General features: G+C 58.9%; 15 protein-coding genes. 10 read left to right on the forward strand and 5 right to left on the reverse strand.

What is annotated here, in order from left to right:
• Positions 1-33: 33 nt before the first annotated feature.
• From Q4G72_RS00445 to Q4G72_RS00455, 3 genes are all read right to left on the reverse strand, one after another.
• Positions 34-1,152: an HlyD family secretion protein gene (locus Q4G72_RS00445; RefSeq protein ID WP_303309468.1), complete on the reverse strand. Its 1,119-nt coding sequence runs from the start codon at positions 1,150-1,152 to the stop codon at positions 34-36.
• Positions 1,153-1,236: 84 nt separating this feature from the next.
• On the reverse strand, positions 1,237-1,671 hold the full coding sequence (locus Q4G72_RS00450) for a universal stress protein (RefSeq protein ID WP_303309469.1): 435 nt from the start codon (positions 1,669-1,671) through the stop codon (positions 1,237-1,239).
• Positions 1,672-1,697: 26 nt separating this feature from the next.
• Entirely contained in the window at positions 1,698-3,023 is a 1,326-nt protein-coding gene (locus tag Q4G72_RS00455; protein ID WP_303309470.1) for a TolC family protein, read from the reverse strand.
• A gap of 218 nt (positions 3,024-3,241) precedes the next feature.
• Between Q4G72_RS00455 and Q4G72_RS00460 the strand changes: the two genes are divergently transcribed.
• Positions 3,242-5,347, forward strand: coding sequence for a sigma-54-dependent Fis family transcriptional regulator (locus Q4G72_RS00460; protein WP_303309471.1), 2,106 nt, complete (start codon positions 3,242-3,244; stop codon positions 5,345-5,347).
• Positions 5,348-5,611: 264 nt separating this feature from the next.
• On the opposite strand, the gene Q4G72_RS00465 is transcribed toward Q4G72_RS00460, so the two are convergent.
• Entirely contained in the window at positions 5,612-8,095 is a 2,484-nt protein-coding gene (locus Q4G72_RS00465) for a M1 family metallopeptidase (RefSeq protein ID WP_303309472.1), read from the reverse strand.
• Between the two features lie 298 nt (positions 8,096-8,393).
• Here Q4G72_RS00465 and Q4G72_RS00470 point away from each other — a divergent pair, with 298 nt between their 5' ends.
• From Q4G72_RS00470 to Q4G72_RS00495, 6 genes are all read left to right on the forward strand, one after another.
• Positions 8,394-9,674: an AAA family ATPase gene (locus Q4G72_RS00470; RefSeq protein WP_303309473.1), complete on the forward strand. Its 1,281-nt coding sequence runs from the start codon at positions 8,394-8,396 to the stop codon at positions 9,672-9,674.
• Between the two features lie 6 nt (positions 9,675-9,680).
• On the forward strand, positions 9,681-10,724 hold the full coding sequence (locus Q4G72_RS00475) for a 5-methylcytosine restriction system specificity protein McrC (protein WP_303309474.1): 1,044 nt from the start codon (positions 9,681-9,683) through the stop codon (positions 10,722-10,724).
• Between the two features lie 226 nt (positions 10,725-10,950).
• Positions 10,951-12,600, forward strand: coding sequence for a TldD/PmbA family protein (locus Q4G72_RS00480; protein WP_303309475.1), 1,650 nt, complete (start codon positions 10,951-10,953; stop codon positions 12,598-12,600).
• A 56-nt stretch (positions 12,601-12,656) separates the two neighbouring features.
• Positions 12,657-13,991, forward strand: coding sequence for a TldD/PmbA family protein (locus tag Q4G72_RS00485; RefSeq protein WP_303309476.1), 1,335 nt, complete (start codon positions 12,657-12,659; stop codon positions 13,989-13,991).
• Between the two features lie 92 nt (positions 13,992-14,083).
• Positions 14,084-15,736 carry a TldD/PmbA family protein gene (locus tag Q4G72_RS00490; protein ID WP_303309477.1) on the forward strand — a complete coding sequence of 551 codons (1,653 nt, stop codon included), beginning with the start codon at positions 14,084-14,086 and terminating at the stop codon, positions 15,734-15,736.
• A gap of 42 nt (positions 15,737-15,778) precedes the next feature.
• Positions 15,779-17,104 (forward strand): TldD/PmbA family protein, encoded by a 1,326-nt coding sequence (locus Q4G72_RS00495; protein WP_303309478.1) that lies wholly within the window; start codon positions 15,779-15,781, stop codon positions 17,102-17,104.
• A 183-nt stretch (positions 17,105-17,287) separates the two neighbouring features.
• On the opposite strand, the gene Q4G72_RS00500 is transcribed toward Q4G72_RS00495, so the two are convergent.
• A complete protein-coding gene (locus tag Q4G72_RS00500) occupies positions 17,288-17,917 on the reverse strand; it encodes a porin family protein (RefSeq protein WP_303309479.1) in 630 nt (209 codons plus the stop codon).
• A 187-nt stretch (positions 17,918-18,104) separates the two neighbouring features.
• Between Q4G72_RS00500 and Q4G72_RS00505 the strand changes: the two genes are divergently transcribed.
• The 3 genes from Q4G72_RS00505 (at position 18,105) to Q4G72_RS00515 (ending at position 20,744) form a co-directional block, all read left to right on the forward strand.
• On the forward strand, positions 18,105-18,728 hold the full coding sequence (locus tag Q4G72_RS00505; RefSeq protein ID WP_303309480.1) for a DUF4159 domain-containing protein: 624 nt from the start codon (positions 18,105-18,107) through the stop codon (positions 18,726-18,728).
• A gap of 91 nt (positions 18,729-18,819) precedes the next feature.
• Entirely contained in the window at positions 18,820-19,797 is a 978-nt protein-coding gene (locus Q4G72_RS00510) for an AAA family ATPase (protein ID WP_303309481.1), read from the forward strand.
• Between the two features lie 68 nt (positions 19,798-19,865).
• Entirely contained in the window at positions 19,866-20,744 is an 879-nt protein-coding gene (locus Q4G72_RS00515) for a DUF58 domain-containing protein (RefSeq protein WP_303309482.1), read from the forward strand.
• The last annotated feature ends 24 nt before the right edge of the window (positions 20,745-20,768 follow it).

Genomic DNA, 20,768 nt, shown 5'->3' on the forward strand with positions numbered 1-20,768 from the left:
ACCCCAGGGTACCGGCGCCAGGCCGCTGATGGGCTATTTGACCTCCACCGTAGCCGTCACGCTCATGCCGGCGCGCAGCGGGTGCTCGGGGTCTGCTTTATCCAGCACGATTTTCACGGGCACGCGCTGGGTTACTTTCACAAAGTTGCCGGAAGCGTTATCGGGAGGCAGCAGGGCAAAACGCGCCCCGGTAGCGGCCGACAGCGACTCGATGTGGCCTTTGAACTCCTGATCGGGATAAGCATCTACTTCTACTTCCACGGGCTGGCCTACTTTCATGTGGGTCAGTTGGGTCTCTTTGAAGTTGGCGACTACCCAGGTTTTCTCGCTGGCAACCAAGCCCATCAGCTGCTGACCGGGCTGTACCACCTGGCCGGGCTGCACGCTTTTTTTGCTTACAATGCCATTGCCGGGCGCCTTAATAGCAGTGTAGCTCAGCTGCAACAAAGCATTGTCGAGGTCGGCCTGACGCTGCTTTACAATGGCCTGGGCCACGGCTACCTGCTGCTGGGCGGCTTCTACCTGCTGACGCGCTACACTCACCTGGTTGGTGGCAGTGGCCCGCTGGGCGCTGCTTGATTTCAGGTTGGCCTGCACGGCATCCAGCTCGCTCTGCGGAATGATGTCTTCCTTCCGAAGGAACTGGCTGCGCTTGAGGTCTTTTTGTAGCTTGGCGCGGGTGGCATCACTCACGCCAATAGCCGACTGCGCGGAGCTGACATTGGCCTGCGCCGTACCTACGGCGGCCCGGGCAGCCGTTACGTTTGCCTGCGCTGCTGCCAAAGCTGCCTGGGCAGAGTTTACGCGCTGCTGATAATCGGCGGGGTCCAGGGTGATGAGCACGTCGCCGGCTTTTACCACTTGGTTATCCTGCACTTTCACTTCCAGCACGGGGCCACCCACGCGGGGCAGAATGGGGTACACGTCGCCTTCTACCTGGGCATCGTCAGTATCTTCATGATGCTGACCAAACTGGTAGCGCTGCCAGCCATAATAGGCGCCAACCAGCAGCACCAGGGCCATAATGGCCATAATAAAAGGACGCTTGGAGCGGCCGGCCGGCTGCTCTTCTACGGCAGCATCATACGGCGGCGCGCCAACGGGTTGCGAAGCGGCTGCTACAGCTGGCTCTTGATGAACGGGGGTTGCCATGGCAAAAAATATTGGAGAGGTTGTGTTGACAAAAAGAAGATTCGAGAAGCGCGGGACTTAATCCCCTACGCTTTCCTCAAAAAGCTACGCCGACTGGCGGTATTCCTTGGCGGGGCAGGCCTTCACCAGCAAGGTGGCACAGGTGGCCTTACGGACCACAGCCTCGGCCGTGCTACCCACCAGAAATCGGGTAAGCCCGGTCTGCCCGTGCGTTCCGATAACAATCAGGTCGGCGTGGCGGGTTTGAGCTTCGGCCACAATTTCTACGGCCGCCTCGCCCTGCAGCAGGCCGATGCTCACCCGCGCGCCGGCCTCTTCGGCCTGGGTGCGGTAGAGGGCCAGTTGCCCGTTCGCTTCGTCGGTGCCGGTGGCCGGCACCGTGAGCGTAGGCTGGGACTCCAGCACATGCAGCAGGTACAGCTCCGCCCCGGTACCGGCCGCCAGCGCTGCCGCATAAGCGACCAGCGAGGTAGACACAGCCGAGAAATCAAGCGGGCAAAGAATCAGCGACAGGTTCATGAGCGTGGGGTGTAGCCGGGGTGGAGTTACCAGATTTGCTCGCCAGTAGCGCGCTTCAGTTGGTACTGGCCTTGGGTGTAGTTGTAAATAGCCTGCAGGCGGGCCAGGCGGGCCTGCGCCAGCGAGGTTTCCGCGTCCAGCACGTCCAGGTTGGTACCTACATCGTAGCGGTAGCGGGCTTTGGCGCGGGTCAGGGCATCACTGGCTTGGTTAATCTGCACCACGGCATTGTTGTAGCGCGCAGTGCTGGACTGTAGGTTGTTGGCCGCCTGACGTACATCGGCGCGCACCTGCTCCTGGGCATCCTGCGTGCGGGCCTGGGCGCCCCGAATGTTGGCCTGTGCCTCTACCCGCTGGTTTTTGTTTTTGTTGCCATCATAAATGGGCACCGAGAGTTGCACTACGCCCACAGAGTTAGGGCGGAACTGCTCGAGGTTGGGCAGGTAGCCGTTTTTACCGCCCAGCTGCGCGCCCACGCCCAGCACGGGCTTATTGCTGCGCTCAATAAACTTTAGGTTCATGGCCGCGGTGTTTTCGGCGTCGCGGGCCATTTTAATTTCGGGACGGGTCTCAGTGGCTCTGGCCAGGGCTGCTTCCACGTCTACGGCCTGCGGCTGGTAGGCCAGCGTGCCGCGCACGGGCACCTCCAAGTACTCCGGCTTGTGCAGCAGGCGGGCCAGCTGTACCTGCTGGTTGCGCAGCTGGTTCTGGAGGTCAATCTTCACGTTTTCGGCCTGCGTGATGCGCACCTGGGTGGTGGTCACATCAAACTTGGTGCTGACGCCACCCTCCACGCGCTTTTCCATCTCGCGCTCATGCTGGCGCAGGGAGGCAATTTGCTGATCCTGCACCTTAATACTTTCGCGCACGAACAGAATATTATAGTAGGCCTGAGCCGCAGCATAGGCCAGGTCGCGGCGTGTCACGGCAATCTGGTCCTGGGCAGTTAGCCGGCGGCTTTCGGCCAGATTATAGGAGGCTTCCTTTTTTCCGAAGTCCAGCAGCCCGTATTGCAGGGTGATGTGGGCATCGTAGTTATTATTGGGTGCCAGCTGAAAGGCCGGGGCATCGGGCGCCAGTTGCAGCTTTACTACCGGGTCGATGCGGGTGTACGTGGCCGTACCGGTTACTTGGGGCAGGAAGCCGCCGCGGGTTTGCTGCACGCGGCTGGTAGCGGCGTTTACTTCTTCCTCCAGCGAGGTAATAGCGGGGTTAGCATCCAGCACGGACCGAATGGTACCGTCCAGAGTTAAAGAATCGGACAGAACAGATCCTTGTTGGGCTTGCGCACTGCCGGCCAGCATCAGCCCAAGAGCTAATAGCGGAACAGTGAGTGAAGGTCGGGAAAGCATGGTTAATCAGCTTGTGTGTGCAGCCCTCTTACCTAACTATGTGCCAGAGGTGACTCAAACTGATTTTTAGCTCTAAAAATAGGGTCAACAGCCTGGAAATGGTCTTTTATTTTTTATACAGCTAACTCGGAACATAATTACCTTATATGCGTTTTTCTCATATATCAGGATTTCCCAAAATAATGCTCCTGATATTTAAGGATTGAACACCCAAGCTCATGATTGCCGAAGACGAATCACTGCTGCTTTATCTCAACGAAGCCATTGCTACCACCCGGGATAAGGACTCGCTTTTTCAGATTGTAACCGAGAAGCTGCGCCTTATTTTCCCTTTCGATATGATTGCCGTGGTCACGCTGGATCCGGGCCTGCAGCACAAGCGGATTTTCCTGCGGCAGTATTTCAACGAATCATCCGAGAACAGAACTGACCTGCTGCCCCGCGAGCGGCCCCAGCGCACCCCCGTAGCGGGCTCGCCGGTAGAGCTCATGCTCCAAAACCCCGTGGTGCAGATAATGGATATAGCCAAGGCCAGCGCAACCTATCCTGACTCCACTGCTTTTCAGCGCATGCTCACCAATGGCATGCACTACCTTACGGTGGTACCCCTGCGCACCGCGGGCACGCTAATAGGCTTTATGGCCCTGGCGGCTCGCCGCCACCCGGATTTGCCGCCCGCTGACCGGGACCTGATGGAGAAAATTGGCAGCCTGGTGGCCAGCGCTATTTCCAATACGCTGGCGTTTGAAGAAGTAGCTCAGCGCGAGCGGGAAAAGTCCCTGCAGCTGGCCGTGAATAACGTGCTGCTCAGCATCAAGGAGCGGGAACCGTTGTTTAAAGCCGTCGTGCAGGAGCTGAGTCAGGTAGTGCCCTTCCGATATTTTGGTATCCGGGTGCAGCGCAACGGCGAGCCCCTGAAAGCCTTTGCCGAGTTTTCCCGTCCGACGGAATTTGAGCCATTTCGCGCGCTGGATCCGGACCGGGGCCCCGACCCGGAGGAGCGGGAGCGAATGCACCAGCAGGTAGCTCACTTACTGCTGCACCCTGCCATTTATACCCATCAGGAGTTTGATGTGCTGGCCCGCCGCTATCCGCTGATGCGGCAGGTACGGGAACAGCACAACACCCGCGCCCTGCTGATAGCCCCCATCTGGAACCGCCCCGACGGCGCGGCCGTGCTCACCCTGGCCGACACCCGCCCCGATGCCTTTCGGCAGGAGGACCTGGACGTGGTGCTGAGCCTCGTGCCTCAGATTGCGCTGGCTCTGGAAAATCTGTTTGCCTTTGAGCAGATAGAGGCCCTGCGCGCCCAGGTGGAGCAGGAGCGCACCTACCTGATTGACGAAATCAACACTACCACCAACTTTGAGGAAGTTATCGGCAACAGCCCGGTGATGCAGGCCGTGCTCAAGCGCGTTGCCCAGGTAGCCCCCACCGATACTACTGTACTCATCACCGGCGAGACGGGCACCGGCAAAGAGCTCATTGCGCGGGCGCTGCACCACCTTTCCCCCCGCCACGAGCGGGCCCTGATTAAGCTGAACTGCGCCGCCCTACCGGCCCAGCTTATTGAGAGTGAGCTTTTCGGGCACGAAAAAGGCTCCTTTACCGGTGCTACCGACCGGCGCATGGGCAAGTTTGAACTGGCTGATGGCGGCACTATTTTCCTGGATGAGGTAGGCGAGTTACCCCTTGATTTGCAGGCCAAGCTGCTGCGGGTGCTGCAGGAAAAGGAGTTTGAGCGCATTGGCGGGCAGCGCGTGATACGTAGCAATGCCCGCGTTATTGCCGCCACCAACCGCGTGCTGGAAGACGAGGTAGCCGCCGGCCGCTTCCGCGCCGATTTGTACTACCGCCTGAACGTGTTTCCGGTGCGCCTGCCCGCTCTGCGTGAGCGACCCGAGGACATTGAGCCCCTTGCCCGCTACTTTCTGGAGCGCTTCACCAAGCAGATGGGCCGCCCGGTACGCGGCCTGCGCGAACGGGATTTGCAGGCCCTGCGGGCGTACTCCTGGCCCGGCAATATCCGGGAACTGGAACACGTACTGGAGCAGGCTGTGATTGTGAGCCAAGGGCCATTTCTGGAGTTTGCCGGCTTCTCTGCCACCGCCGCCCAGGCCAGCCCCGCCCTACCCGATTTTTCTTCTCCTCTGCTTACTTTGAAGGAACAAGAGCGGCAGCACATTCTGGCGGCGCTGCAGCTTACCGGTGGCCGCGTCAGTGGCCCCAACGGGGCTGCTGTGCTGCTCGATATCAACCCCAAAACCCTAGAAGCCCGCATGAAAAAGCTGGGTATCCGGCGCACGGTGGTGGCGGCAGAATGAAATATACATATGCGACCAGAAGTCAGAAAGCTAGTTCCCCTCCTCAGCTAAGGAGGGGACGCGGCAGTTTATTGCCGCCGGGTTGGTTGAAAGACTAGAGCTAAATGATTAGAACTAGTTTCTTGTTCGACGATTGGTCAACCACCCCTGGCCCCTCCTCAGCTGAGGAGGGGAACTAGCTTTTAATTTTTTCTAAAAACACAAGGCCGCTCCGACTAACGTCAGAACGGCCTTGTGTTTTACTTAACTTGAAGAGTCAGCGCCTTACTTGGCAGCCTGAATCTCGGCAATAGCCTTTTCAGCCACGGCTTGGTTAGCAGCGGCGTTAGGCTTACCGGCCTGCTCCTTCAGAGCGGCCTGAATCATACCGATTACGGGCTGATCGACACCGTACTTTTTGTACTGCACGGCTAGGCCTTTGAGGCGGTCTACGTCTTCGGCAAAGGCTTTCGGGTCCTCGAGGCGGGCCAACATGGTGCCCATGCCTTCAAAGTAGGAAAACTTGTTCTGGCCGCTGGCGGCATCAAACTTGTCGCGCACGTAGTTCCATTGGCCCAGCCCGCCGGCCTTGGCATATACGCCGACCACTGCCTGGCTCAGCGCGCCCTGGTCGGTGCTTTCCAAGGTCTGGGCCTTGCTCAGGGCTGCTTTGGGGTTTACAACCGCCAGAGCCTGCAGAGCCGCCGCCTGCACGGCATACGATTCGCTGGTGTTCACCTGCTTGGTGAAGAGTTTCTCGTCTTTCTTATCCTTCAGCTTGGCCAGAGAGGTGAGCATGGTGGCCAGCGCATGCGGGTCTTTCTCCTCGGCGGCGCGCTTGCGCAGGGCTGGGGCAGCGGCTTTAGCTACCGTTTTGTCTTCCAGCTTTAGGCGCTCAGCAGCTACCATGCGCAGGTTGTTGAACTTATCGTTCAGGCCAGCCAGCAGCAGCGTGCGGGCGGCGGCATCGGTAGTTTGCTTGGCATCAGCGGCCAGCAGGGCTTCGCGGCGGGCTACGTAGAGCGGTGCGTGCGCGTACTGGTACACATACTCAGTTAGCGGCTTATTGTCCGTCTGCTGCCACACCAGGGTCTTTTCAGCGTCCACGTCTACCAGCATTGGCTTAGCGGCCAGCGGCATGGTGAAGGTCTGGGTAGCCTCGGTCATCATCACGCGCTGGCGCTCCACTTTGCCATTCACGTAGTAATCAATGGCGAAGGGCAGCTGGAAAATCTGGCCGGGCTGGTTTTGCTTTACGGTTACCGACTGCACTTTTTTGGCAGCATCCCAGGCATAGTCAATGCTTACCACCGGGTGGCCGGTGCCATAGTACCACTGGTTGTAGAACCAGTTCAGGTCTTTGCCCGAAACGGCTTCCATAGCCAGGCGCATCTGGTGCGCTTCGCCGTTACCCAGAGCATTATCCTTCAGGTATTTCTGCAGGCCAGCAAAGAACACGTCGTCGCCGAGGTAAGTGCGCAGCATGTCCAGAATGGCGCCGCCTTTCTGGTAGCTCACCAAGTCAAACATGTCTTCCTTATCGTCATAATGGAAGCGCACGAGCTGCTTTTGGGCATCCTTGGGGCTACGCAGGTAGTTGCGCAGGTTGCGGTGGTTGTGCGAGTCGGCGGCATCGGCGCCGTACTTGTGCTCGGCGTAGAGCCCTTCGGAGAAGTCAGCCATCGACTCATTCACCGTCAGGTTGCTCCAGCTTTCAGCCGTTACATAGTCGCCAAACCACTGGTGAAACAGCTCGTGGGCAATAACGGATTCGTTCTGGTATTCACGGTCTACCAGCTGCTTGTCGGTCATCTGCACAAAGTCGCCGTGCAGCGTGGCCGAGGTGTTTTCCATGGCGCCGCTCACGTAGTCGCGCACCACAATCTGGGAATACTTATTCCAGGGGTACTCCACGCCCAGGCGGTTGGAGAAGAACTCCAGCATATCGGGCGTGTTGCCGAAAATCTGCTTGGCGAAGGGGGCGTACTTGGGCTCCAGGTAGTAGCTCACCTCTTTGCCGCGCCAGGTGTCTTTGTAGATTTTGAAGTCACCAACGGCCATCATAAACAGGTAGGGCGCGTGGGGCATCTCCATTTTCCAGGTATCGGTGCGCAGGCCGGCACCGGCGGGCTTCTGGCTCACCAGCGCGCCGTTGCTCAGCGTAACGTACTTGCTGGGTACCGTCATGCTGATTTCGGAGGTGGTCTTCTGATTGGGTCGGTCGATGGTAGGAAACCAAGCTGAGGATGCTTCCGTCTCGCCCTGCGTCCAGATCTGCACCGGCTTGCCTTTCACGGCACTGTCGGGGTTGATGAAGTACAGGCCCTTAGCATCGTTAATGGCTGCACTGCCTTTTACCTTCAGCTCGTCAGGCTTGGCCGTGTACTCGATATACACTGTGTAGGGCGCGCCCGGGGCCACGGTTTTGCCCAGATGAATGCGCAGGTTATTGTTGTCGGAGTAATCGTACTTCAGGGGCTGCAGCTGCTCGCCATTCATCAAGGCTACTGTCTTGATATCCATGCCCTTGGCATCAAGGCGCAGCGAGTCGGTGGCGTAAGCGTGGGGCTTCAGCGTTACCCATTCCTTACCGTAGAGGTAGCGCTTGGCGTAGTCGAAGCGCACATCAAGCTTGGTATGCACCAGGTCGTTGACTTTGGTGGCCGAGGCGCGGTAAGGCGACTCCGGCTCAGCAGCTGGTGCGGCGGGCGTTTGCGCCATGGCAACTGCACTTAGCAAGCAGGCCGTAGCGGTAAAGATTTTTCTCATGTGAAGGAGAGGGAGAAGAGAAGAATGATGATGAGTTATCTGACGGACATCTTTTTATGCAGCCGGGTTGCCCACTGTCAAAAATAAGCAGCTTAAACCCAGACTAGCTACAAATGATGTGTAAACATAATAATTGCTAGTATGCAAAACAAGGTACTATATAAAATCATATTAGATTTATTGTAATAATCAGTTTGCCTGGCAATATACCGGCATGCTAGGTAATTCAATATCCCAATAGCATATGCCCGGAAAAGTCACAACATCGGCAAATCGTTTTGCGCGTACATTTAACCGAATGCCCGACCTGTTTCCCCTCACCCGCCAACACGTACTGCGAGCCCTCCGCCAGATTGAGCGCGAAGGCCAGCGCCTGCCGCCCAGCACGGTCTATGACTTGGTTTACCGCGGCCGGCGCTATCCGCCCCGCGCCGTGGCGCAGCTAGCTTACCGCCTGGCTACCCAGCAACCCCAAGCCACCTGGCCCCTGCCCAGCGGCGCCGCCACCAACCAATTGCTGGAACAGCTTGATTTTACCATTGCCGCCAAGCGCCCCACCCTGGCCAACTCCCCGCTGGATAGCGACGTGGCCGAACAGGAGCAGCTGGAGGATTTATACACCGGCCGCCCTACCCGTAAAGCCCCGCCGCACCCTTCCACTGCTGCCATAGCGGCAGAGCCCACCGCACCCTACGATACGCCGGCCACCTACACCCGGGCCCAAGCCCTGGCCGAGCTATTCATTAGCGAAGATGAGTTGGATGCCGCTCTGGCCGCGCTGCAGCGCCGCAAAAACCTGCTGCTGCAGGGCCCGCCCGGCACCGGCAAAACCTTCCTGGCCCAGCGGCTGGCCTGGCTGCTGCTGGGCACTACCGATGCCGCCCGCACGGAGCTGGTGCAGTTTCACCCCAGCTACAGCTACGAAGACTTTGTGCAGGGCTTCCGCCCCGATGCCGCTGGCACGTTCCGCCTCACGGATGGTGTACTGCCCGACGTTTGCCGCCAGGCCGCCACGGACCCCACCCGGCCATATTTCCTGCTGATTGATGAACTGAACCGGGGCAACGTGAGCCGCATTTTTGGCGAGTTGCTGCTGTTGCTGGAGGCCGATAAGCGCGGCCCCGCCCACGCCGTGCGCCTCCCCTACGCCCCGGCTGATGCGCCGCACTTCTTCGTGCCGGAAAACCTGTTCGTTATCGGCACCATGAACACCGCCGACCGTAGCTTGGCCCCGCTGGACTACGCCCTGCGGCGACGGTTTGCCTTTGTGAATCTGGAGCCGGAGTTCGGGCAGCCCCTGCAGGAGTTTCTGGCTGGGCAGGGCGTACCGGCCACGGTTATTCAGCGTCTCACGGCCCGCCTTACCGAGCTCAACCAAACCATTGCTGATGACCCGGACCTGGGACCTGATTTCCGCATCGGCCACAGCTACTTCTGCCACCCGCCCCAGAAAGTCAGCGAAGCAGAAACCTGGCTGCAGCTAATCCTGACTCAGGAAATTGCCCCGTTGCTTACGGAGTACTGGCTGGATCAGCCCGCCAAAGCCACGGCGCAAATCAAACGGCTACTGGGCAGCTAACCAGTTATGTCGGCGGCCGTGATTCCCATTCAGAACCTTTACTACCTGCTCTGCTACGCCTGGAACCGCCTGCCAGAGCCAGGCGAGCTGCAGATGGTAGAAGCCGCGGAGTTTCACCGGCCGGTAGAGCTACTCACGCGCCTGTTGCTCACGGCCCTGCGCCGACAACTGAAACAAGGCCTGCGCCAGACGTATACCGAGCGGGAAGAGGAGCTGCCCGAGCTGCGCGGGCGGGTGCTCCTGGCCCCTACCCTATTGCGCAATCTGCTGCCCCGTGGCCGGGCCGTGTGTGCTTATGATGAGCTGGGCTACAACACGCCGCTGAATGGCTTACTGCTGGGTACGCTGCAACAGCTAGGCCGCTCCCGCCAGCTACCCGCTGCGTTGCGCCACGAAGTACGCCAAGTGCTGACCCGTTTTCCGGTGGGAGTTTCAGCTTTACCGCTCAGCAGCCACACCCTGCGCCTGGTGCGCCGCCAGCAGCACACCGGCCCGGAGCGGTTTCTGCTCAACCTCTGCGAACTGCTCCATGCCAGCGCCCTGCCCGAGCCGGACAGCGAAGGTCCGTTCCGCTTCCGGGACTTCCGCCGCGACGAGGTGCTGATGGCGCGGCTGTTTGAGCAGTTTGTGCGCAACTTCTACCGGCTGGAGCAGCGCCGCTACCGGGTGCTCTCGGAAACCATTCAATGGCAGGCCGCCGCCGAGCGGGCCGAAGACCTGGCCCTGCTGCCCGCCATGATTACCGATACCACCCTGGAAGCTCCCGACCGGAAGCTCATCCTCGATACTAAATACTACGCCGCCGCGCTGCGCACGCGCTACAACCAGCAGCGCCTCATTGCCCCCCACCTCTACCAGCTCTACGCCTATCTACAGAATCAGCCCCAACTCCTCGGGCAGCAGCTGGAAGGTGTTCTGCTGTATCCGGCCACTACGCGCGCTGTGGATCTGCGCTACACGCTGGGCGGCTTTCCGGTGCGGGTAGCTACTCTGGACCTTGCCCAGCCCTGGTCGGGCATTGCGGCTGATTTGCTAGCGCTTGTAAGCTGATTTATCAGCCGAACATCCACCGCTTTTTCAAGGATTCTGAGCATTTTAGAGCTATTCTCAGACTTACGGTCGGCAATAGAATTTCGGCAGTAGATGATATATCATATCAGGTTAGCTATTTTCCAACCGGTAAGCAGCCTTCCATTTCCGGCGGGCGTCCTTCAGCCACGTTTTAAGTTGTGGTTCACCCTCTCTTTTCTCTCTATCTCCTAACACTTCTACGCTTTTGAAACGACGTGATTTTGTAGGTGTGACCGGTCTGGCCGCCGGTGCCCTGTTCCTGCCCAGCCTGCCCGGTTTTGGCGGCACTGCCGTAGACCCCGACCGTTTGTTGGAAGCCATTGATCCGGCCCTGAAAAAGCGCCTGGCCGATGCTGCTCTGAATGCCGCCAAATCCGCCGGTGCCACGTACGCCGATGTGCGCATTGGCCGCTACCTGAACCAGTACGTTTTCACCCGCGAAAAGCAGGTGCAGAACATTACCAGCACCGAAAGCTTTGGCGCTGGCGTGCGCGTGATTGTGGATGGCACTTGGGGGTTTGCCGCTACCAATACCGTAACCGAAGCTGGCATTGCCAATGCCGCTAAAATGGCCGCTTCCATTGCTAAGGCTAATGCCAAGGTGCAGAAAGCCAAAGTGCAGCTGGCTCCCCAGAAAGGCTACGGCGAAGTCACCTGGAAAGCGCCCATCGAAAAGAATGCCTTCGAAGTACCCGTAAAAGACAAAGTAGACCTGCTGCTGGCTGCCAACGCCAAGGCCCTGGACAACGGTGCTACCTACGTCAACTCGGCCCTGTTCCAGGTGAATGAGCAGAAGTATTTCGCTTCGACGGATGGCTCGTACATCGATCAGGATATCCACCGTATCTGGCCCACCTTTACCGTGACGGCCATTGACCGTACCTCGGGCAAGTTCCGCTCCCGCGAGGCGCTAAGCTCGCCCATGGGCATGGGCTACGAGTACATGATTCCGAAGGCTCAGGACAAGATTGCCGGTCCCGCTGGTACGGGCCTGGTGGGCTACAAAAAGAGCTATGACATGCTGGAAGATGCTGCCCTGGCCGCTAAGCAGGCCAAGGAAAAGCTCACCGCCAAGTCGGTTACGCCGGGCAAATACGACCTGGTGCTGGACCCCAATCACCTGGGTCTGACCATTCACGAATCCGTGGGTCACGCTACCGAGCTGGACCGCGTGCTGGGCTATGAGGCCAACTACGCCGGCACGTCCTTCGCTACCCTGGAGTGGAAAAAATCCGGCAAGCCTTATGGCTCCAAAATCGTCAACATTGTGGCCGATAAGCTGCAGCCCGGTTCGCTGGGCGCAGTGGGTTACGATGACGAAGGCGTGAAGACCAAGGAGTGGGATATCATCAAGGAAGGCAAGCTGGTAGACTACCAGAAAATCCGCGACCAGGCCGCCATGGTTGGCCAGACCGAGTCGGATGGCTGCTGCTACGCGCAGTCGTGGCAGGATGTGCAGTTCCAGCGCATGGCCAACATCAGTCTGAAGCCTGGCAAAGAGAAAATGAGCGTGGACGACATGGTGAAGAACGTGGACAAGGGCATTTACATTGCCGGCCGCGGGTCTTTCTCCATTGACCAGCAGCGCTACAACTTCCAGTTTGGGGGCACGGCCTACTACGCCATTGAGAAAGGCAAAATCACGGGTATGCTGGAAGACGTGGCCTATCAGTCGAACACCCAGGAGTTCTGGAATAGCTGCTCGGCCATCTGCGACGAGTCGGATTACCGCTTGTTCGGCTCCTTCTTCGATGGCAAAGGTCAGCCGCCGCAGGTGTCGGCCGTGAGCCACGGCTCCAGCACCACGCGCTTTAACGGCGTGAACGTCATCAATACGGCCCGCAAAATCGGCTAAATCAGTCCGTCCTGCCCAGCGCAGCCGAACCCTTATTCCAAAAGACATCCATTTTCATGGCAATCCTTTCTCAAGAAGAATCCCAGGCCATCCTGAAAAAAGTACTGAGCTTCAGCACCGCCGATGAGTGCGAAGTCACGCTCACGGGCAACATTGGCGGCAACGTGCGCTCAGCGCGCAATGCCATCAGCACCAGCGGCGCCGACGACAACGTAGCGCTGGCCGTAGAATCCCGCTTCGGCAAGAAGTCGGGCACGGCCACCTGCAACCAGTTTGATGATGCTACGCTGCGCCAGTGCGTGAAGCGGGCCGAAGAAATTGCCCGCTTGGCCCCGGAAAATCCCGAGTACATGCCCCTGCTGGGCCCGCAGCAGTACCTGACTTCGCCCTCGTCATATGCGGCCAGCACGGCCGGCATCAACCCCGATTTCCGGGCCAAGCAGGTAGCCGCCGGCATGGCGCTGTGTGATGAGCGCAAGCTTTCCTCCGCCGCATTTTTGGTTGACTCTGCCAATTTTATAGCCCGCCGCAACAACAAAGGCCTAGAGGCTTATCAGCAGCAAACCGGCCTGGAGTACAGCGTAACGGTGCGTACGCCCGATGGCACTGGCTCCGGCTACGCCACCGCCGACTACAACGACTCCAGCAAATTTGACGCCGCCCGCCTGACCAAAATTGCGGCCGATAAAGCTTCTATGTCGCGCAATGCCAAGGCCATTGAGCCCGGCAAGTACACCGTGATTCTGGAGCCGGCTGCCCTGGTAGCCAACAGCGACGCCTCGCTGCTGAATGCACTGATGAATGCCATGGATGCCCGCAACGCCGACGAAGGCCGCTCGTTCCTGAGCAAAAAAGGCGGCGGCAATAAGAAAGGCGAAAAGCTTTTCGATGAGCGGGTAACCATCTACTCCGACCCTACCAACGCCGAAATTCCGGACCTGACCTTTGCCGGCGACGGCCGCCCGCAGAAGAAAGTAACCTGGGTGGAGAAGGGCGTGGTGAAGAACCTGTACAGCTCCCGCTTCTGGGCCCAGAAATCGGGTATTCCCGACCTACCACCTCCCGGTGGCTGGATTATGGAAGGCGGCACCCAGAGCGTGGAAGACATGATTAAGGGCACAGCCAAAGGCATTCTGGTGACGCGCCTGTGGTACATCCGTCCGGTAGACCCGCAAACGCTGCTGTACACCGGCCTCACCCGCGACGGAACTTTCTACATTGAGAACGGGAAAATCAAATTTCCCATCAAGAACATGCGCTTCAACGAGTCGCCCATTATCATGCTCAACAACCTGGAAGCCCTGGGCAAACCCGTGCGGGTAGGTGGCAACCTGGTGCCCCCGCTGAAAATTCGGGACTTCACCTTCACTAGCCTCTCTGACGCCGTGTAACGACTGTCTTGCCAACGGCGGCAAGTAAAGGCTACCTCCTTACTTTCCACCGTTGGCAAGACGGGCCTACTTCACTCCCTACCTCTACTCCTTTGAAAAGACGTGATTTTGTGGGCCTAACCGGCCTTGCGACGGGTGCTCTGTGGCTGCCCTCTCTACCCAGCTTTGCCGGCAATGCCGTGGACCCCATGCGCCTGCTGGAAGCCGGCCCCGATGTAGCCGTTAAAAAGCGCCTGGCCGATGCCGCCCTGAACGCGGCAAAAGCCGCCGGCGCCACCTATACCGATGTGCGCATTGGCCGCTACCTCAACCAGGGCATTTTCACCCGCGAAAAGCAGGTACAAAACATTGCCAGCACGGAAAGCTTTGGCGCCGGCGTGCGGGTTATTGCCAACGGTACCTGGGGGTTTGCGTCTACCAATACCGTAACGGAAGCCGGTCTGGCCAAAGCGGCACAGCTGGCCGTGCAGATTGCCAAGGCTAATGCCAAGGTGCAGAAAGAGCAGGTGCGGCTGGCGCCGCAGAAGGGCTACGGCGAGGTAAGCTGGAAAGCGCCTATCAAGCAAAACGCTTTCGAAGTACCTGTAAAAGAGAAAGTAGACCTGCTGCTGGCGGCTAACGCCAAAGCGCTGGACAATGGTGCGAGCTTCGTGAATTCGGTGTTGTTTCAGGTGAACGAGCAGAAGTACTTTGCCTCGACGGATGGCTCTTATATCGACCAGGATATTCACCGCATTTACCCCACGTTTGGCGTTACGGTGGTCGACCGCACCTCGGGCAAGTTCCGCAGCCGGCAGGCCCTGAGTTCCCCCATGGGCATGGGATACGAATACCTCACGCCCAAGGCCGAGGACAAAGTAGCCGGGCCCCAAGGCTCCGATGTGGTGGGCTATAAGTACAGCTACGACATACTGGAAGATGCCGCCCGCGCCGCCAAACAGGCCAAGGAAAAGCTCAGCTGCAAATCCGTCACCCCCGGCAAGTACGACCTGGTGCTGGACCCGCACCACCTGGGTTTGACCATCCACGAATCGGTAGGGCACCCGCTGGAGCTGGACCGCGTGCTGGGCTACGAGGCCAACTACGCGGGTACATCGTTTGCTACGCTGGAGTGGAAAAAGCTAGGCAAGCCCTACGGCTCCAAGCAGGTGAACATTGTAGCTGACAAGCTGCAAACCAGCTCCCTAGGCGCGGTAGGCTACGATGATGAAGGCGTAAAAACCAAAGAATGGAACCTGATTACCGAAGGCAAGCTGGTGGACTACCAGAAGATTCGGGACCAGGCGCACATGGTGGGCCAGAACGAGTCGGATGGGTGCTGCTACGCCCAGTCCTGGAAAGACGTGCAGTTCCAGCGCATGCCGAACGTAAGCCTAAAGCCCGGAGCTGCCAAGCTCAGTGTGGATGAGATGGTGAAAAACGTGGATAAAGGCATTTACATTGCCGGTAACGGGTCCTTCTCCATTGATCAGCAGCGCTACAACTTCCAGTTTGGCGGGCAGGTGTTTTATGCCATTGAGAAAGGCAAAATCACGGGTATGCTGGAAGACGTGGCGTATCAGTCGAACACCCAGGAGTTCTGGAACAGCTGCTCGGCCGTGTGTGACCAGTCGGACTACCGGTTTGCGGGCTTCTTTAACGATGGTAAGGGCCAGCCCAGCCAAAGCTCGGCGGTGAGCCACGGCTCCAGCACCACGCGCTTCAATGGCGTGAACGTCATCAATACGGCCCGCAAAATCGGCTAAGCACTTGCTGGCTTATCTTCTCAACCCCTCAGCTTTCCTCCGATGCCTATCCTTTCCCAAGAAGAGTCTCAGGCTATCCTGAAAAAAGTACTCAGCTTCTCGCAGGCTGATGAGTGCGCCGGCACGCTGCAGGGCCGCCTCAGCGGCAACATCCGCTACGCCCGCAACAACGTGAGCACTGCGGGCATGTCCGATAACGTGTCGTTGGCCGTGGAAGCACGCTTCGGCAAGAAATCGGGTGTGGCTACCTGCAACCAGTTTGATGACGCCACCTTGCGCCAGTGCGTGAAGCGGGCCGAGGAAATTGCGCGCCTCGCTCCCGAAGATCCGGAATACGTACCCATGCTCGGCCCGCAGCAGTATCTCACGCCCGCCACGTTTGTTCCCGCCACGGCGGCCATCACACCGGACATGCGGGCCCAGGCGGCCGGCGACAGTATTGCCCTCTGCGAAAGCCGCAAGCTCACGGCAGCCGGCTTTCTGGAAGATGCGTCTTCGTTTCAGGCCCTGCGCAACAGCAAAGGGCTGGAGGCCTACCAGCAGTTCACCAACATTGACTACAGCGTAACGGTGCGCACCGCCGACGGCAAAGGCTCCGGCTACGCCGTGGCCGACTTTGCCGACGTGAAGAGCTTTGATGCCAAGGCCCTCACCAAGCGCGCCGCCGATAAAGCCGCGTCTTCGGTAAATGCCCGCGCTATTGAGCCCGGCAAATACACCGTGATTTTGGAGCCCGCCGCCCTGGTATCAGATGAAGGACTTTTGAACCGCCTGGTGTATGCCCTGGATGCCCGCGAAGCCGACGAAGGCCGCTCGTTCCTGAGCAAAAAAGGCGGCGGCAACAAAACCGGCGAGAAGCTCTTCGATGACCGAATCAGCATCTACACCGACCCGCAGAATGCTACTGCCCCTGGAGGCGTTTTCGATGGCGAAGGACTGCCCGTGAAGCGCATGCCTTGGGTGGAAAAGGGCGTGGTGAAGAATCTGTACTACACCCGCTTCTGGGCGCAGAAAAACAAGGTGGAGCCCACCGCTTTTGGCGGCAACTTTGTGATGAGCGGCGGCACCCAGAGTCTGGAGGATATGATCAAGAGCACCGCCAAAGGCATTCTGGTCACGCGCCTGTGGTACATCCGCGACGTGGACCCGCAAACCCTGCTGGTCACCGGCCTCACCCGCGACGGAACCTTCTACATTGAGAACGGGAAGATCAAATTCCCTATCAAAAACATGCGCTTCAACGAAAGCCCGGTGATTATGCTCAACAACGTGGAAGCCCTGGGCAAGCCCGTGCGTCTGGGTGGCAACGTTATACCGCCCATGAAAATCCGGGACTTCACGTTTACTAGCTTATCGGACGCGGTGTAGTAGCAGCTTCCTTCCACTAAAAAAAGGCTGTCATCCTAAGCTTTGCGAAGGGCCTTCTCTTGCTAGAACGAGTCGTTGCTACGATTATCGTTGATGCGTGATAAGGTCCTTCGCAAAGCTCAGGATGACAGCTGTTTTTTAGGGTGACTATTCGATTAGGTTGACGCAGGAAAGTTGTATGCGCTACTTCCCGCCCAACTGAAACGCCAGATAAGCCTGCACCACGCGGTTTTTTAGGCGGGGGTCGTTGGGGTTGCGGACGTCTTTATAGTCGGCAATATCGGTGAGGCCGGCGTTGAAGCGGCCACCGGCGCGCAGGCCGGCCAGCAGCTCCAGCTCAGCGCCCACGCACAGGCTAAAATCCTGCTTTTTGTACTGGTCGTTTACCTGGTGGCTTACGCTGCCGTAGGTTTCCATCTGGGTGGCGGGGTCATAGCTGACCAGTACGGTGCCGGCCTGCTTGGCCGTGAGCAACACCCCAAACTGCGGGCCGGCCTGCAGGTGCAGGCGGCTGAGTTTGAGGTCGAGCAGGATGGGCAGATTCAGGTATTGCAGCTTGGTTTCGTAGTCTTCCTGAGCGGCTTTAAAATCAGCGCCCTGTAGGGAGTAGAGTAGCTCCGGCCGGATGGAAAGCGGCCCTACCACATTATAGGTGTAGAAAAAGCCGGCGTGGTAAGTATAGTTATAATCGGTTTTCTGGCTGATTTGCTCCCCATCGAGCACGGCGGCATTCAGGCCCCCTTTTATACCTATTTGAGCGGAAGCGGCGCTGCCCACCAGAAGGCCAGCCAGCAAAAGCATAAGTTTTTTCATAGCAGTTGCAAAGGGTAAAAAGGTGCGGAAGTAACTTGGCAGGAGAATAGAACCATAGTGTGCTGGCTTAAACGCGCCATACTGAAGCAGATTGCGGCGCTATTTCGCTTTTTTTCCTCTTTCGCCCAAGCTCATAAGCCACCTTTGTGGGCTCGGTATTGTCTTTGCCGCACGTATTCGCCCCGCTATGCCCGCCCCGTTCACCTTCGTCCGCCTCAGCTACCACTCCGGCGACTGGGATGCCGTGGACGAACGGATGCCCGCCAACCTGTTGCATTCCCTGGTAGAGTACACCAAGGTGCCCATTGCGCCCAAGGAGAAAGTAGTGGCCCTGGACTCGCCGGAGCTGTTTCGCTACCCGTTCTGCTACCTTTCCGGCCACCGGCTGGTGCAGTTTTCGGAGCAGGAGAAAAAGAACTTCACGCAGTATGTGCGCGGCGGCGGCTTTGTGTTTGTGGATGACTGCAACCACGACATCGACGGGCTGTTTGCACGCTCCTTTGAGGAGCAGATGCGCCAGTGTTTCGGGGCCGGGGCGCTGCGCAAAATCCCGAACACGCATCCGCTCTACTCGCAGTTTTTCAAGTTCAAGGAAGGGCCACCTCCCACCGCTTTCGAGCTCAATGGCTGGGGCGACGACCTGGTGCACGACTACCTCAAAGGCATCGAAATAAACGGCCGCCTGGGCGTGCTCTACTCCAACAAAGACTACGGCTGCGAGTGGGACTACGATTTCCGCAACAAGCGCTTCCTGGCTGAAGACAACACCAAGTTTGGCGTCAATATCTTGCTGTATGCTCTAACTGTGTAACTCAGGACCAGGCCGAAGCATTTGGCCGGGTAGTAATTAAGAGAAACAAAACGTCAGCATGGAGATATCTCGCTCTGACCTACTGAATTTTATGACTGAACAAGAACTCCGCCAGCTGCTTGCCAAACTCACACCTCTCCGTCAGGAAATTGGCAAGGTCATCGTAGGCCAGCAGCAGGTGCTGGACGAAGTGCTGGTAGCCCTGCTGGCGGGTGGGCACGCGCTGCTGGAAGGCGTGCCGGGCCTGGCCAAAACCCTGCTGGTGCGCACCTTGGCCGCCGCTACGGATCTGCCCTTCCGCCGCATCCAGTTCACGCCGGATCTGATGCCTACCGATATCCTGGGCACGGAGGTACTGGAAGAGGACCACGGCACCGGGCACCGCTCGTTCAAATTCAACGAAGGCCCCATTTTCGCCAGCCTGGTTTTAGCGGATGAAATCAACCGCACGCCGCCCAAAACCCAGGCGGCGCTGCTGGAAGCCATGCAGGAAGGCCACGTAACCTACGCCGGGCAGGAGCACGCCCTGCCTCAGCCGTTCTTCCTGCTGGCCACCCAAAACCCCATTGAGCAAAGCGGCACCTACCCACTGCCGGAAGCCCAGCTCGACCGTTTTTTGCTCTACATCCGCATGGGCTACCCTTCGGAGCAGGAAGAGCTGGCGGTACTAAGCGGCACCACCGGCACCCACCGGGCCGTGGTAAACTCCGTGCTCAGCGGCCCTGATATTCGGCAGTTGCAGGAGCTGGTGCGGCAAGTGAGCATGAGCCCGGAACTGCTGGATTTTGTGAACCGCCTGGTGCGCGCCACCCGGCCTGCTACCTCTACGGTACCTTTCATCCAGCAATACGGCCGCTGGGGCGCGGGGCCGCGGGCCGGGCAGGCGCTTATTCTGTGCGCTAAAGCCCGGGCCCTGTTGCAGGGTCGGTTTGCGGCCACGCCGGATGATGTGCATACGCTGGCCCCGGCCGTGCTGCGCCACCGCGTGCTGCTGAACTTCAACGCCGAAGCCGAGAATATTACCGCGGACGATGCCGTAGTGGAGCTGCTGAAAGCAGTAAAGCTCTAAGCATTGCTAATCATCATTTGTCGGGCCGAACCGGTAACCGCAGCCTGACCATACCCCACAAATCATTCATGCTTTCCCCTGAACTCCTGCATGCGCTGAAAAACCTGCCGCTGGCTGCCCGGCAGGCGGCGGAGGAGTTTATGCATGGGCAGCATGAGAGCCGGCAGCGCGGCTCGGGGCTGGAGTTCAGTCAGTACCGCCCCTACCTACCCGGCGACGACCTGCGCCGCCTGGACTGGCGCCTGGCTGCCCGCTCCGACCGCTACTACATCCGCGAATCGGAAGTGGAAGCCAGCCTCACGGTGCATTTGCTGCTGGATGCCACGGCCAGCATGAACCACCGCGACGACAACGGCCTGACCAAGCTGGACTACGCCCGGCTGCTGCTGGCCGCGCTAGCCTACCTGGCCCAGCAGCAGGGCGACGCCGTGGCCCTGACCATTCTACACCCGGCCGGGCTGCAGCACATTCCGGCCCGCAACGATACCCGGCAGCTGGCGCGCATTTTTCACGCCCTGGAGCAGACCACAGCCCAGGGCCAGTTTCCCGAGCCCCCAGCTCTGGCTTCGCTGACCGCCACGCGTCGGCGCAGCCTGACTATCTGTGTCAGCGACTTGTATGAGGCCGAAGGCGAAATCATGGACCTGCTGGTGCGCCTGCAAGCCGCCACCGGCGAGGTTTTGCTTCTACACCTGTTGGCCCATAATGAGCAGCACTTCACTTTCCGCGGTTCTCTTACGCTGGAAGACCTCGAAACCGGCCGTACCCTGCAGCTGGATGCCGACCAGCAGCGCGCCACCTGGCAGCAGAACCTAACCGCCTGGCTGCGCGACACAGCCTCCAATGCCCGCCGCCAGGGCTTTGATTATCACCTGCTGACCACCAACGAACAGCTAACCCGGGCCATGCGCGAGTTTCTGCAACGCCGCCGGTTTATGCTGCGCTAATCTTTTCTACCTATTTCTTTACGC

The sequence above is a fragment of the Hymenobacter sp. BT730 genome (assembly GCF_030542105.1).
Lineage (GTDB): Bacteria > Bacteroidota > Bacteroidia > Cytophagales > Hymenobacteraceae > Hymenobacter.

What these genes read in the sequence shown, in the direction of transcription:
- Q4G72_RS00500 (WP_303309479.1), bottom strand. Translation starts at nt 17,917, where the DNA reads ATGAAAAAACTTATGCTTTTGCTGGCTGGCCTTCTGGTGGGCAGCGCC.
- Q4G72_RS00445 (WP_303309468.1), bottom strand. Translation starts at nt 1,152, where the DNA reads ATGGCAACCCCCGTTCATCAAGAGCCAGCTGTAGCAGCCGCTTCGCAA.
- Q4G72_RS00475 (WP_303309474.1), top strand. Translation starts at nt 9,681, where the DNA reads ATGTCGGCGGCCGTGATTCCCATTCAGAACCTTTACTACCTGCTCTGC.
- Q4G72_RS00495 (WP_303309478.1), top strand. Translation starts at nt 15,779, where the DNA reads ATGCCTATCCTTTCCCAAGAAGAGTCTCAGGCTATCCTGAAAAAAGTA.
- Q4G72_RS00470 (WP_303309473.1), top strand. Translation starts at nt 8,394, where the DNA reads ATGCCCGACCTGTTTCCCCTCACCCGCCAACACGTACTGCGAGCCCTC.
- Q4G72_RS00455 (WP_303309470.1), bottom strand. Translation starts at nt 3,023, where the DNA reads ATGCTTTCCCGACCTTCACTCACTGTTCCGCTATTAGCTCTTGGGCTG.
- Q4G72_RS00465 (WP_303309472.1), bottom strand. Translation starts at nt 8,095, where the DNA reads ATGAGAAAAATCTTTACCGCTACGGCCTGCTTGCTAAGTGCAGTTGCC.
- Q4G72_RS00485 (WP_303309476.1), top strand. Translation starts at nt 12,657, where the DNA reads ATGGCAATCCTTTCTCAAGAAGAATCCCAGGCCATCCTGAAAAAAGTA.
- Q4G72_RS00460 (WP_303309471.1), top strand. Translation starts at nt 3,242, where the DNA reads ATGATTGCCGAAGACGAATCACTGCTGCTTTATCTCAACGAAGCCATT.
- Q4G72_RS00510 (WP_303309481.1), top strand. Translation starts at nt 18,820, where the DNA reads ATGACTGAACAAGAACTCCGCCAGCTGCTTGCCAAACTCACACCTCTC.
- Q4G72_RS00450 (WP_303309469.1), bottom strand. Translation starts at nt 1,671, where the DNA reads ATGAACCTGTCGCTGATTCTTTGCCCGCTTGATTTCTCGGCTGTGTCT.
- Q4G72_RS00515 (WP_303309482.1), top strand. Translation starts at nt 19,866, where the DNA reads ATGCTTTCCCCTGAACTCCTGCATGCGCTGAAAAACCTGCCGCTGGCT.
- Q4G72_RS00505 (WP_303309480.1), top strand. Translation starts at nt 18,105, where the DNA reads ATGCCCGCCCCGTTCACCTTCGTCCGCCTCAGCTACCACTCCGGCGAC.